The sequence below is a fragment of the Paenibacillus baimaensis genome (genome assembly GCF_025567575.1).
In genome coordinates this window covers 305,995-319,729 of the sequence record NZ_JAOQIO010000124.1, presented here as the reverse complement: position 1 = coordinate 319,729, position 13,735 = coordinate 305,995, and the positions used below count along the sequence as shown (strand labels likewise).

10 protein-coding genes are annotated in these 13,735 nt (G+C 47.3%); 8 read left to right on the top strand and 2 right to left on the bottom strand.

The features are described 5' to 3' along the window. Window positions 1-2: 2 nt before the first annotated feature. The 7 genes from OB236_RS37805 (at window position 3) to OB236_RS37775 (ending at window position 9,337) form a co-directional block, all read left to right on the top strand. Window positions 3-2,918 (top strand): ABC transporter permease, encoded by a 2,916-nt coding sequence (locus tag OB236_RS37805; protein WP_262688642.1) that lies wholly within the window; start codon window positions 3-5, stop codon window positions 2,916-2,918. Between the two features lie 2 nt (window positions 2,919-2,920). Further along, window positions 2,921-3,937 (top strand): ABC transporter ATP-binding protein, encoded by a 1,017-nt coding sequence (locus OB236_RS37800; protein WP_262688641.1) that lies wholly within the window; start codon window positions 2,921-2,923, stop codon window positions 3,935-3,937. 2,176 nt (window positions 3,938-6,113) lie between these two features. Further along, entirely contained in the window at window positions 6,114-6,455 is a 342-nt protein-coding gene (ytxJ, locus tag OB236_RS37795; RefSeq protein ID WP_076228579.1) for a bacillithiol system redox-active protein YtxJ, read from the top strand. A 23-nt stretch (window positions 6,456-6,478) separates the two neighbouring features. Beyond that, entirely contained in the window at window positions 6,479-7,270 is a 792-nt protein-coding gene (locus tag OB236_RS37790) for an alpha/beta hydrolase (protein ID WP_262688640.1), read from the top strand. Window positions 7,271-7,473: 203 nt separating this feature from the next. Then, entirely contained in the window at window positions 7,474-8,373 is a 900-nt protein-coding gene (locus OB236_RS37785) for a TIGR01777 family oxidoreductase (RefSeq protein WP_262688639.1), read from the top strand. A 22-nt stretch (window positions 8,374-8,395) separates the two neighbouring features. Continuing rightward, window positions 8,396-8,707: a hypothetical protein gene (locus OB236_RS37780; RefSeq protein WP_076228582.1), complete on the top strand. Its 312-nt coding sequence runs from the start codon at window positions 8,396-8,398 to the stop codon at window positions 8,705-8,707. A gap of 24 nt (window positions 8,708-8,731) precedes the next feature. Then, window positions 8,732-9,337, top strand: a complete 606-nt coding sequence (locus tag OB236_RS37775; RefSeq protein WP_262688638.1) for an AAA family ATPase — start codon at window positions 8,732-8,734, stop codon at window positions 9,335-9,337. Between the two features lie 82 nt (window positions 9,338-9,419). Here OB236_RS37775 and OB236_RS37770 read toward each other — a convergent pair whose 3' ends face one another. Next, the gene (locus OB236_RS37770; RefSeq protein WP_262688637.1) at window positions 9,420-11,579 is read right to left on the bottom strand and encodes a DNA topoisomerase III; all 2,160 of its coding nucleotides are present in this window, start codon (window positions 11,577-11,579) and stop codon (window positions 9,420-9,422) included. Window positions 11,580-11,745: 166 nt separating this feature from the next. Next, the gene (locus tag OB236_RS37765; RefSeq protein ID WP_240418668.1) at window positions 11,746-12,585 is read right to left on the bottom strand and encodes a helix-turn-helix domain-containing protein; all 840 of its coding nucleotides are present in this window, start codon (window positions 12,583-12,585) and stop codon (window positions 11,746-11,748) included. A 131-nt stretch (window positions 12,586-12,716) separates the two neighbouring features. On the opposite strand from OB236_RS37765, the gene OB236_RS37760 reads away from it, so the two are divergent. Beyond that, window positions 12,717-13,718, top strand: a complete 1,002-nt coding sequence (locus OB236_RS37760) for a Gfo/Idh/MocA family protein (protein WP_262688636.1) — start codon at window positions 12,717-12,719, stop codon at window positions 13,716-13,718. The last annotated feature ends 17 nt before the right edge of the window (window positions 13,719-13,735 follow it).

Sequence of the window (13,735 nt, the reverse complement as noted above, 5' to 3'; positions counted from 1 at the left end):
GTGTGGCGATACTTGTGATGATCATGCGCAAAATGATCAAAAACAAATGGCTCGAATTCAGCCTTCTGCTCGGATTGATCATCTCGGTCGGACTTGTGAGCAGTATGCCGATTTATACAAGTGCAATTTTGCAGCGGCTCCTGGTTAAGGATTTGGAGCTGCTTCAGACGAACAGTCAGCAGTATTCGGGGATTTTTTGGAGCTCGGTGTATTTGACCGGAGAAATATCACCTGAGGAGTCGAAGCAGGCAATTATTAATGCGGATGCTTACATGTCCCAATCCATTGCTCCCGCTTTTCAGCTGCCGATCCCTAATCTCGTCACGGAAAGGTCAACGGATAGCTGGAATTTGGTCCCGATTGATGCCAATAAAATTGACAATAAAGTTAGTCGGCGCGCCGATATTACGGCACTAAGCGGAATGGACGAGCACGTTCGTATTGTGGACGGAAAGCTGCCATCGGCTGCCCCTGTAGATGGTGTGGTAGAAGCGGTTGTTGTGGATCAAGGTCTGTCACTATTGAAGATGGTCGTTGGACAGGAATATGTGATTGAGGATGACACCGCCAAAACTCCGATTAAATTCAAAATTGTTGGGGTTGTTGACCGTAAAACGTACGATGATGTGTATTGGTACAATCCAATGTCCAGCTACAAGGCCAGTCTATTAGTTTCTTACGATTGGTTTGAACAGACGATAACCCAGAAGCAGCAGCTTATGCTTCGTTTCAGCAGCTGGTACATGACTGTTGATTACAGCCGGATGAAGCTGGATTCAATTGAGCGCTTTATTCAGACACACCAGCGTACAGAAAATTACCTGGGCAACCATTTTCCGAATATTTCGGTTAAGGCTCCTGCCTTGAAAACATTGACTGGTTACTACGCCAAGGAAGAAAAGCTGCGGATGATGCTATGGTCATTGAATGTGCCTGTGATGATTATGCTGGCTTATTATTTATTCATGGTTTCCAATCTCATTATTGATCGTCAGAAAACCGAAATTGCCGTACTTCGCAGCCGCGGCGCAAGCCGTTTGCAAATTGTGCTCGGATATGTTGTGGAAGGGGTTATGTTAGGTGCTATTGCACTCCTATTTGGACCGTTCGTGGGCCTGTCGTTGACCAAGGTGCTGGGAGCTTCTAATGGTTTTCTTGAATTTGTTCAGCGGGCGACGCTGGATGTCAAGCTGAATCAGGAAGCGTTTCAATACGGGTTGTATGCAGTTCTTTGCTCAGTCCTCATGACACTGCTGCCAGTTTTGTTTGCGATGAAAGCAACGATTGTAGGACATAAGCAGCAGATGGCCAGACAGTCGGGATTATCCTTTTGGCATAAGTACGGAGTGGATATTGTATTGCTCGCTATCTCCATGTATGGACTGTATACATTCCGCCGTCGTATGTCCGATATGCAGGCGCTTGGGCTGGATACGACAGATCTGCAGATGGATCCTCTGCTATTTCTGGTACCAGCGCTGTTTGTACTGGGAGCGAGCTTTCTGCTGCTGCGGATATATCCGTATCTGGTTCGATTGCTGTATCGGCTCGGTAGACGCTGGTGGCCGCCTTCTCTATACTCTACGCTGCTGCAGGTCGGGCGCTCAACAACTCAGTATCAGGCGATCATGGTGTTCTTAAGCGTTACGCTGGCTACGGGCTTGTTCAGTGCAAGCGCCGCCAGAACGATTAATAAAAATGCCGGTGAGAAAATCATGTACAGCAATGGTGCGGATATTACGATGCAAATGAAGTGGGAGGATGATGCGCCTCCGCCAAGCATGGGTGGTGATTATGGTGGCAGTGAACCCGTTGCTGAAGAGAGTCTGGCTGCCGCCAAGAAGAAGGTGCAATTCTCCGAGCCTCCCTTTTTGCCGCTGACCCAGCTAAATGGTGTTGAGCAAGCGGCCAAAGTATTTACTAAAAAGGAAGCGGGGTTCACCGTAGGCAAGGAACGCGGTACAGCTACCTTGATGGGCATCGATACCGATGATTTTGGTCGAACGGCCTGGATGCGCAATGGCTTGCTTGACCACCACTTTTATGATTATTTGAATTTGCTAGCCGTGAACCCTGCTGCGGTGCTTGTGTCCCGCACGATGGCTGACCAGTACAGCCTGAAGGTAGGCGACCCCATCTATGCGAGCTGGAGTGGTGTGGAAAGCACGATGTTCCAGGTTTTTGGAATTGTTGATTATTGGCCATCCTGGAATCCCAATCCGCTCTTTACGGATAGGGCTGCCGCTTCTAGCAGCAGTGCGTCAAGCAATGCCAAAAATAAAAAGGTCAAGGACCCGATGCTGATTGTTGGTCATCTGTCCTATATTCAGAACAATATGGCTCTGGAGCCGTATGAGGTTTGGTTAAAGCTGAAGCCTGAAACGAAAAGTCAGGAGCTTTACCAAACGCTGGAGGATAAGCAAATTCCGATTACCAAGCTTGTAGATGCCAAGCAGGACTTGATCCGCTCCAAAAATGATCCATTTCTGCTTGCCATTAATGGTGTCATGACACTTGGCTTCATTATTTCAATAGTGATCAGTTTCTGCGGATTTTTGTTGTATTGGGTGTTGTCCTTATCAGGACGTGTTCTGCAATTTGGGATTTTGCGGGCCATGGGGGTTTCATTCCGTCAATTAATATTGATGCTGGTTGGGGAGCAGCTTCTCACATCGGGTGCGGCCGTAGCCATTGGGCTATTAACGGGTCAACTGACCAGCCGCTTATTCGTACCGATGTTCCAGTTATCCATGCAAACGTCGAGCCAGGTTCCGCCATTTCAGGTAACTTTTGATCCCCGGGATCAAATTCAGCTCTATATCATCGTGACGGTTATGCTTTCCATGGGTTTGCTGATTCTGGGGACGATGCTCTCACGGATCAAGATTCATCAGGCAGTCAAGCTCGGGGAGGATTAATGATGATCCATTGTGATAACCTCGTGAAAATTTATAAGGTAGCCGATCTCGAAGTCGTAGCGCTTCAAGGTCTTGACCTGCACGTAGAAGCAGGAGAGCTGATGGCTATTATCGGTAACAGTGGGAGTGGCAAATCCACATTATTGAATATGCTGGGAGGCTTGGACCGACCTTCAGCCGGACAGCTGCAGGTTGCTGGTAAAGATTTGTTAAAGTTTACGGAACGTGATCTTGTGCGCTACAAACGGGAAACAGTAGGGTTCGTCTGGCAAAATAATGCACGCAATTTAATACCTTACCTGACCGCACAGGAAAATGTAGAACTTCCCATTCTTCTGCAGGGTAAGCGCAAGCGTGAACGTGCCTTGGAGCTGCTGGATGCAGTCGGGTTAAGCCATCGGATCAAAAATCGGCTCAATCAGCTGTCCGGTGGTGAGCAGCAGCGAGTGGCGATTGCTATTGCTCTGGCGAATAATCCGAAGCTGCTGCTTGCAGACGAGCCCACGGGCTCTGTCGATTCCAAGATGGCGGATCAAATACTGGATTTATTTCGTGATTTAAACCGGAGGATCGGTTTGACTGTTATCATCGTAACTCATGACCCGCTGCTCGCCAAAAAAGTGGATCGGGTAGTCGCCATACGGGACGGTAAAACCTCATCGGAAATGATCCGGCGTAAAACCTATGCAGATGAGCTGGCAGAGCTTGAGTCAGGGATAGGGCAGAATGAGGACGAGACCCATACTGAATATGCGGTTCTCGATAAATCAGGCCGTCTGCAAATTCCCGGAGATATGCTTAAATCCATAGGTATTCATTCGACAAATAAAGTAAGAGTCCAACTGGAGGACGGGCGAATCGTCCTGCTGCCTCCGGAGGCCAAGGAGGAGAGTATACATGTGCCGATTAAACATGAAGACCGGATTGCTGCTGATCATGCTGGCGCTCGCGGCGATGTGGCTAATTCAGACACAGCCAGCAATGGCGGAAGGGGAAAGCTACCAAAGGGAAGAGCTTGATACGTCCTTACAGCTCCCCGCTGTTTCCATAGGATCAAGCAGTTCCATACAATTGAAGAACGCTGCTGTGGTGCCTACAGATGGGGGCAGGATGCTATTTTTTACGATGACGGTCATGAATGCAGGAAGCAGTAAGCTTTCCTTTCTTGATTACTGGGTTAAGGTTATCAGTACATCCGGTGCTGAATTTAAAGCGGATTTGGTCGCTCAGGATAAGCTGAAAAAAGAAATTCCAGCAGGGCAGCAGGTGGAGTTCTCTTTTTACGCAGCGGTTAATGACTTGGTTCAGCTAGGTGAACTCGGATTCCGCATAACAAAATGGGATTATACGAGTGCCGATTTGGAAACAACAGTTGGTGAAATTCGCTTCCCGGACACAGCCGAAGCATTGTGGGCGCCTGTCTCAGGAGGAAAGACGGTACAGCTATCAGCGATGCCTGTTGAACTGAACGTAACTGCATGGTCGGCACTTGATAGCGATAGCTATACGTCCCCCAAGCTGACACTGCGCATGACCAATAAGGGAAAGACCTCCATTCGAATCGCCGGCTATCAATACGCGCTTAGAACCTCAAACGGTGCGATGTACCCGCTGGATATCGTCCTGAACGCTGACAAGCAGTCACTGCAGCCGGATGTTCCGCTAGAGCTTCAGCTAAGGGCTAATCAGCTGCCACTGTCAGCAGGAACCGATTCCTGGGATCTGGTCATGACACAGCAGTTGGTGCTAGCGACGGATACCAAAATCAATTTTCCTATCGCTTCTTTACGCATATCAACTGACCCTAAAGCTTTGCCGGAGTTAGGTGGAGTTGTCACGTATACGAATGCAGATGGTACGTATGCATTCAAAGCAGATAAAGTTGATCGTTTACCATGGGAGGATCAGGATATTTTGAGCGCTGAAGTATCCTTGTCCCATAACAAATCGGTCGCATTGCCATTTCCCGAATTGAAGGCTTACTTTGAGCTTGATGGCGGGAGTAAGGTAGATGCCAAGGTTATTAAACTTGACCGATCTGTCGGTGTGCCTCCCTCTGAATCTGTTCATGTGAAGCTTGTTGGCAAAATTCCATACACCTATCCGTTCGCGTCCGTGAAGCTGGTCGTTCAGGAAAAGAAGAGTGAAACCGCAACCGAGGAAATCGCTCAATTCCAGCTGCCGGAATCAAAGATTGTACTTCCTTTGCTGGCGTTTGGTCAATCCCAATCTATTACCGGTTCTGGCAGATCAACCAGCTTTTCACCCAGAGAAATCAACACTTATACCGACGGTGCAAGCAATCTTTTTGAGGTGCAAGTGGAGGTATCCAATCTTGAGAAGCGCTCGAATATTATTCCCAGGCTAACAGCGTTCTTCAAGACAGCGGATGATGCGCTGTACCCAACCAGGGTTCGCGAAGTCAAGCAAAAACTGAATCCCCAAGGGAAAGCTCTGTTATCCTTTTCAACCAAGCTTCCCAAGGATTTGGACGTACAAAGCCTCAGGCTGGTCATTGGTGAATCGGTCACCGAACAGCGACTCAGTGGCACGGATGATAAAGCGGAGGCTTACATCAATGCCGTACAAATGGAGCTTCCCTTGGAAAATACCACAGTAAGCCCGACTTTAAAGGATCTTGTGTTCTACCCGTATACGATTTCGTTAAGTAATATGAATACGTGGCTGGATCGCAATACGCTGCGGATTAATTTTAAATACAAGCTGACCAAGGATAGCTTTTACGAGACAAATACGGAGGGCAGCAAGCTGATTATCCAGTTCGTAGACAGTAAAGGAAAAGTCAACATCGATGAGGTTTTTTACCTGGAAACAGCGCCTGAGGAGGAAGACAAGCGACTTAAGCTCGGAGAGTTTGATTATCGGATTACCAAGCAGGATGATAGCCTGATTTTCAAAATTGAATCGTTGAAGCAATATCAGATGAACATCTATCATGAGTTCCAGGGGAAACGCAAGCTGCTGGGATCTCAAACGATGGATTGGTTCGGTACAACGGAATAGTTTATTATCAAACATGAATATGGTAAAATGATTATAGAACAGAGGCGGCGACCACGCTACTCCTTAGGCATCCCCAAGCTATGAAGCTGTGGATGCCTTCACTTTTACGACAAAAAAGCGTAAATTGGTTGTTAAATACAAAATGATATGTAGAAATATGGAGGAATGAATATGAGTCAGTGGAGAGAAATTGATAGTCAGGAAGAGTGGAACCAATTATTTGAAGGTTCATCCGAAAAGCCGGTAGTTGTGCTTAAGCACAGTACGACCTGCCCGGTAAGTGCTAATGCCCTGCAAGAGTTTGAAAACTATTTGAACAAACAACCGAACGAACAGGTTGATTATGTACTTGTCAAGGTAATTGAATCCCGTCCGGTTTCTAACCAGATTGCTGAGGATACAGGTGTCAAGCATGCTTCTCCGCAAATTTTGTATGTTAAAGATAAAGAATCGGTATGGAACACTTCACACTGGGCTGTAACCGAGGCGCACATCACAGCAGTTCTTAATTAAGCTTGTCCGGGAGGATCGATCTTTTGAGTATACAACCGCATTCTTTTTTCTCCGGGGCGTTGTACGCTCGGAAGTCATGCTTCGTTTATGTGCCGGCGGGATATGAGCAGTCGGAACAGCGGTATCCAGTTATTTATTTACTGCACGGTATGCACGGAAGTGAGTCCAGTTGGATGCTCAAAGGGAATGCTGAGCAAACGCTGGATCAACTGATGAACAACGGCGAACTCATTCCAAGTATTGTTGTTATGCCGAGTGACGGCGGTTATGGTCAGGGCACTTTTTATATGGATTGGTATGATGGAACAGGTAACTTCGAGCAATATTTTATTTATGACCTGGTTCCTGAGATTGACATGCACTACCGAACGATCAACAGCGGCGATCAGCGGGTGTTGTGCGGCTTGTCGATGGGCGGATTTGGGGCTGTGTCGCTTGCCTTGCGGCATCCTGAACGGTTTGGAGCAGCAGCAAGTCTCTCAGGAGGTCTGGTATCGAGCCAGCATTTGAGAGAACAGTATGCTCGTTCTGATGTAGGTCGGATGATTGGACCGCTCCATGGACCTTATGCGGAGTCGTATGATCCGCAGCTGGTCGCTAATTTACGAATGCAGGACGGTCGACGTCCCGCCTTGTATATGAATTGTGGGACCAGTGACTATTTGTACACGATGAATCAGGATTTTCATCAGCATCTCAAGACTATTGGCTACACGCATACGTACGAGCAGTTTGAAGGCGAGCACAATTGGACATATTGGAAGGAGCATCTGCCGGATGCTTTACGCTTTATTCAATCCTATTTAGCCCATTAAGCCACAAGACCAGAGTCCGCAAGTAGCAGAAGTAACCGGGATTATCAACACTTTAATGAAAAGTGCTTGTATCCGTGTTACGTTTCAGTTACTGGGATTCCGGTCTTTTTTAATTTATTGACATTCAGCAGGAATTTTGGTTCTTTGGAGCTGTTTGTTATATAATGAGTAACACATATCAATCGAAGGTGGGGAAACCACGGATGAAAATTGCCATAGCAGGCAGTTCGGGATTTATCGGTCAGCATTTGACCCAATATTTCCTTGAACGTAAATATTCACTGATCTTGATTTCTCGCAAAAAACTCACCTCTACCAATCCATTAATTCGACATGCTACATGGTCGGAATTGAAAAATGATATTAAAGTTATGACAGGTACAGATGTGATCGTGAATTTAGCGGGGGAATCGATCAATCAGCGCTGGACTGACGAAGCAAAGGAAAGAATTCTGAATTCCAGACTTGACGCTGTTGCGCAAATTGCCAATATCATAGAGCGGATGGAGCAAAAGCCTTCGGTCGTTATCAACGCTTCAGGCGTATCGATTTATGGAACCTCGGAACGTGGAAGCTTTGTGGAGCACAGTGACCCGAATGTAGTGGACTTTCTTTCAGGTGTTGTTGAGAAGTGGGAAGCTGCGATGGATGAGATTCGCAATACAAGAATTGTTAAGCTGCGATTGGGCATTGTACTGGGCCTTGATGGCGGCGCTTTCCCCAAGCTGTTAACACCATATAAGCTTGGCATCGGGGGTCGAGTTGGCAGCGGCAAGCAGATTATTTCATGGATTCATATCGACGATTTATGCCGGCTTATTGATTTCTGTATCGAAAATGAAGATATTATTGAACAAATTAACGCAACATCGCCGCAGGCTGTGACGAATGACGAAATGGGTAAAGCGATAGCCAAAGCGCTGCGCACCCGGCATTGGTTTCCAGTTCCTGCTTTTATGATGAAGCTTATGTTTGGGGAGATGTCGGTCCTGCTGCTAAAGGGTCAGCGAGCTATACCTCTGCTGGCGATTGACTATGATTTTTCGTATCTATATCCTACGATCGACATGGCTTGTGCCAATCTTTTGAGAAAGCAATCGTAAAAAAGACAATGGAGGTAACAAAATGATTCAATTCGGCTCTTTGGATTATGCAGAATTGCGGTTTCATCAGATGCGGGCAACGGTCGAAATTCGCGATAAGCAGTGGATCGATGTGGAGCTGCATTTGGAGTTGGAAGAGGGTATGGTGCTGCCGGACGATTTTACGGAACTGACAGCATTGATATTTTGTACATATGCAGGGGAAATTGCGCAAATTGTGCCACAGGATGAAGGACGAGACTGTGAATACCAATTTACAGCTGATGAGAAGGCACAGCTTATCCATTATTATGAACAGAACGTCAAGCCGAAGCTGTTGTCGATGGTAAGCTAAACAGGGGGAGGACGGTCACTTCGGATGCGAAAACTTGTATTTTTCTTAGGTCCTGCCGGGGCGGGTAAAACAACCATCGCGAAAGCCTTGGCCAAACGGTCCCGTGCGGCTTTATTTGATATGGACACCTTATTACGACCAGCAGCCGTAGCGCTAATGAAGCTTGCTGGTCAAGACCCGGAGGATCGTGATTCAATAACCTACAAGACATTGTGCCGCGATCTGGGCTATCGGATAACGATGGATGCCGCACTGGAAAATGTAGAGCTTGGATCGGATGCTTTTGTGATCGGGCCCTTTACGAAGGAGACTGAGAGCAAGGAGTGGTTGGTCAAGGAGCTAGAAGGCATAGGTGCTTCTGTTGCTGATGTCGCAGTGAAAGTGGTTTTTGTACATCTTGCTGACCAAACGAGCTATTATGAGCGTATTCAGGAAAGGGGCTCATCGCTGGATGATTGGAAGCTGACAAATTGGGATGAATTCAGCCGAACGCTTATTGTCCGTGACATAAAATGGAGTATCCCGGATTCTTCCATTCTTTATTATGATAACTCAGCTCCATTAACCGATGAGCGCATTAATTCAGTTGCAAGGTTTATATATGATGACTCAGAGCTTGATGTGAAGTGAAAATAAGAAATCAAGAGCACAACCAAACAATCCCCATCAAGCCAAGAATGATACAAGGCTGAGTGGGGATTGTTTAATTGGATCAGGGAGATTCCGGGTTCTGCTTCTTTTGCATCGCGGCTTTTAGTGCCTCTTCCAGACTGGAGCCTACAGCAACGTTATCGCTGAATTGGTTGATCAACTGGGCGCTGTTTCTTTTGGCGGCTTTACCGCCTGCACGCGGCTCATCACTCAGCATCTCGATGACGTTGCAATGACGGCATTGTGCATATTTACCGGCTTTTCCCGTGTGAATTTCCATTTTCTTATGGCATTGCATACAACGTTTGTTGGACAGCATAGGTTCGCCAGCCCGCTTATAGCCGCACTCTCTGTCGATACAGACGAGCAGCTTGCCACGTTTGCTCTTGATCTCCTGCAAATTTTTACCGCAATCCGGACATTTGGAATGAGTAAGATTATGCGGCTTGTATTCGATTGTACTTTGTTTGACGGCTTGAACCATAGCTGTCGTTTGCTCACGGATAGCTTTCAGAAAGGTTTTCATGCTGCCCGTTCCTTTGGCGATATGTTCAAGCTCCAGCTCCCACTTGGCAGTCAGCTCTGGTGAACGCAGTGAGGGTACGACCAGCTCGATTAATTGCGCGCCCTTGCCGGTTGGCTGAAGCACATTCATTTTCCGTTCAATCGTATCGGAGGAAAGCAGCTTTTCAATAATATCGGCCCGGGTCGCAGGCGTTCCCAATTTATGCTTCTCCATAACGGACAGCAGCGAAGCTTCGGTATATCGGGAAGGGGGCTTGGTTGCATGCTTTTCCAAAGTGCAGCGATGATCCGGGATGACTTGACCCGATTGCAATTTGGGTAACGACTGTGAGCCTCCTGAATCTTCATCCCGGATTTCCTCATCTTCCTGCTCGGACGAGATTAGCTCCTGCCCGTAGACACTTTTCCATCCGGCCTCCTTCGTGACGCGTCCCTTGGCATAAAAGCTCTCACCGCCTATATCGATGGTGACAGCCGTTTCATCATAACGATATGCAGGATAAAACAAGGCGATAAAGCGCCGCGCGATCAGATCATACAATCGACGTTCATCATGGCTTAAAATATGAAGCAGCGGCGTTTGCTCCGTTGGAATGATGGCATGGTGATCGGATACTTTACTGTCATCTGCGATCCGTTTGGTTATGTTCAGAGGCTTGTTAAGCAGCGGTCTGACAAGTCCTGCATAGGTTTGTATACAAATGGCATCCAAGCGCCCCTTCAGAGTCGGAACCATATCCGATGTCAAATATCTGGAGTCCGTTCGCGGGTAGGTGACCAGCTTGTACTGTTCATATAGACGCTGCAGCAGATTTGAAGTTTGCTTGGCTGAAAATCCGTATTTACGATTGGCGTCTCGCTGCAGCTCGGTCAGATCGTAGGCTAGCGGATGAGGCTCTGACTTTTCGGTCATTTTCAATTGACTAACCTTCGCCTGAGCACCTTTAACCCGATTTAACAACGTATCTGCTGCCGCTTTGTCGAACAAACGGCCATCCGGATTGTGCTTGCCTCTCCACATTGCCTGAAAACCACCCAGCTGTGTCCTGAGCAGCCAGTAATCCTTGGATTGAAAGGCACGTATTTCATTTTCTCTTTCCATCATCATTGATAGGGTAGGAGTTTGTACACGTCCGGCAGCCAGCTGTGCATTGTATTTGCAGGTAAGTGCTCGTGTAATATTGAGTCCTATCAACCAATCCGCTTCTGCACGGCATACTGCCGATTGATACAGGTTGTCGTAGTCACGACCCGGCTTTAGCTTGGCAAAACCATCGAGAATCGCTTTATCGGTTTGCGAGGAAATCCACAAGCGTTGAAAAGGCTTGCGCCAGTGAATCTCTTCCATAATCCAACGGGCTACGAGCTCGCCTTCGCGTCCAGCGTCGGTAGCTATAATAAGCTGGTTAAGATCGTTACGCTTGGCTAATTGAGCAATAGCGCGAAACTGTGGTGTCGTTTCCTTAATGACCTTAAGCTTCATCCGTTCAGGCAGCAGCGGCAGCTGATCGAGCTCCCAAGCTTTATATTTGGAATCATAATCCTCCGGTTCAGCCAAGGTTACGAGATGACCCAATGCCCAGGTCACGACATACTTAGGTCCCTCCATATAATGCTTTTGTTTCTGGGTGCAGCCGAGAACGCGTGCGATTTCTTTGGCGACGCTCGGTTTTTCTGCAAGTACAAGTGATTTCATATCAAGCTCCTCCGTAAATCTGTGTAGTCATTCATAGTCGTGTATTTATTTGATCATACAATAATTTGTATCATTATGCAGCTATCTTGGCTTGCACGCAAGCGGTGGGTCAACCGAGAGGTGCTCCTATAGGTGTGAATTTATCTCCGTTTGAGGAAGGAATTGGCTAGTTCTTCCAATACAGCTCCCGGTATTCTGTAGGCGTCATACCTTCCTGTTCCAGGAATCGTTTGTTGAAATAGCTTGTGCTGGGATAACCAGCATCAAATGAGATTTGGCGTATGGTCATTTCCTTTTTCTCCAGCAGCCACTGCTTGGCTTTTTGCAGGCGGCACAGCGTCACGTAAGTCATTGGGGTCATCTGGGTAACCTTACGAAAAAGCTTGCAAAAGTAATAGGTGCTGACGCCAGCCTGCTCAGACCAATAATCAAGCTCAAACGGCTTGCACGCCTCCTGCTGGATGCGAGGGAGCAGCTGTAAAATCAACTCGGAGGTCGCCGCAGTTCTTTGTGTAGACAAAGGCACAGCTTGATTGACGAATTCGGCAATTACCGCATAAGTGAGCGTTGAGAGTCGAGTCATTTCAAACAGTGTACTGAGCTCCGCCTCAAGAAGCAGTTCATCAAGAGCACGTTCAAGCGGCTTCACCTGACGAACTGTCCACAAATGGGATTGGTGCAGTCCTCTTTCCAGCAAATAGTCACTAAGCCTGGAGCCGTAAAAGTGAACCCAACGAATTTCCCACGGATCCTCCTGGGAGGAATAATAGCGCTGCCGCTGAAGTGGAAAATAAAGAAAAGCATCGCCAGCGGTCAGCATATGTTTCTCATAGGCAGTTTCGACGTAGCCTTTGCCACTAATAATGAGATGGATACTGAAATTGTTCAGTGCGCCTTCCTGGCGGTCCACAGTATGGAAAGGGTCCTGCTGGTACCAGCCAACGGATTCCGGTAAACAAAAATAAACATGCTCTGACAATGTCGGAAGAATTCGCTGTTTTTTCATAAGTAAAGCCTTTCTGGAGAGCAATATAGTTTTAGATATGTGCAAAAATCTTCTATTTTCATTTTAATAAGCATTCAATATAATAGCAATATAGTCTTACTAACATAAATGGTTGAGGAGATGGATTGTACATGTCGCAAAAAAAATTGCGCTGGGGAGTACTCGGATGCGCAGGTATTGCCAAGAGAGCTGTTATTCCGGGAATTCAGCAATCGCAAACCGGAGAAGTCGCTGCAATCGCAAGCCGTAACGAAGACAATGCGAGGAAAACAGCGGAACAATTTCAAATTCCAACAGCGTATGGCAGCTATGAAGCACTGTTAAATGATGAAACTTTGGATGCCATTTACATACCGCTTCCAAATCACCTGCATAAGGAGTGGACGATCAAAGCTGCTCAGGCGGGTAAACATGTATTATGTGAAAAGCCGATTGCACTGGATGCCGCAGAAGCCGCGGAGATGGTAGCCGCTTGTGAGCAGGCCGGTGTGAAGCTGGTAGAGGCATTTATGCATCGTCACCATCCGCGTTATACGATGATCAAAGAAATTATACAATCCGGTGAAATCGGTGAAATTCGTGGTCTCCATGGTGCTTTTACATTCAATAGCTCCAAAAACACGGGCAATGTAAGATTCAATCAGGAAATGGGCGGCGGTTCGCTGTATGATGTAGGCGTATATCCGATCAGTACAGCTCGTATGGTATTGGGGCAAGAGCCTGAGGCTGCTACTGTGCACGCTTTCTTTTCACCAGACCACGACAATGTCGATATGATGGCATCGGGTATTTTGGAATTTCCTAACAGTGTCGCGTTGACCTTCGATTGCGGCATGTGGGCTGCTGGACGTAATGTATTTGAAATCCTTGGTACAGAAGGCCGTATTGAAGTACCAAGCGCCTATGTGACCCGTGGAAATGCAGACGATCATTTTATTGTTACAGTGGGCGGTCAGCGTAGGGAAGTTGAAGTACCTTATGTCAATCAATATGCACTGCAGGCGGATGATCTGGGGCGCAGCATTCTGGATGGAACACCTCTTCGATATGAGTCGTCCGATGCTGTGTTAAATATGCGTGTGATCGACGCCTGCCTGAAATCGGCAAGAGAGCGCGCGCGTGTAGTGCTCTAAATCCAAATGAGAGGAAT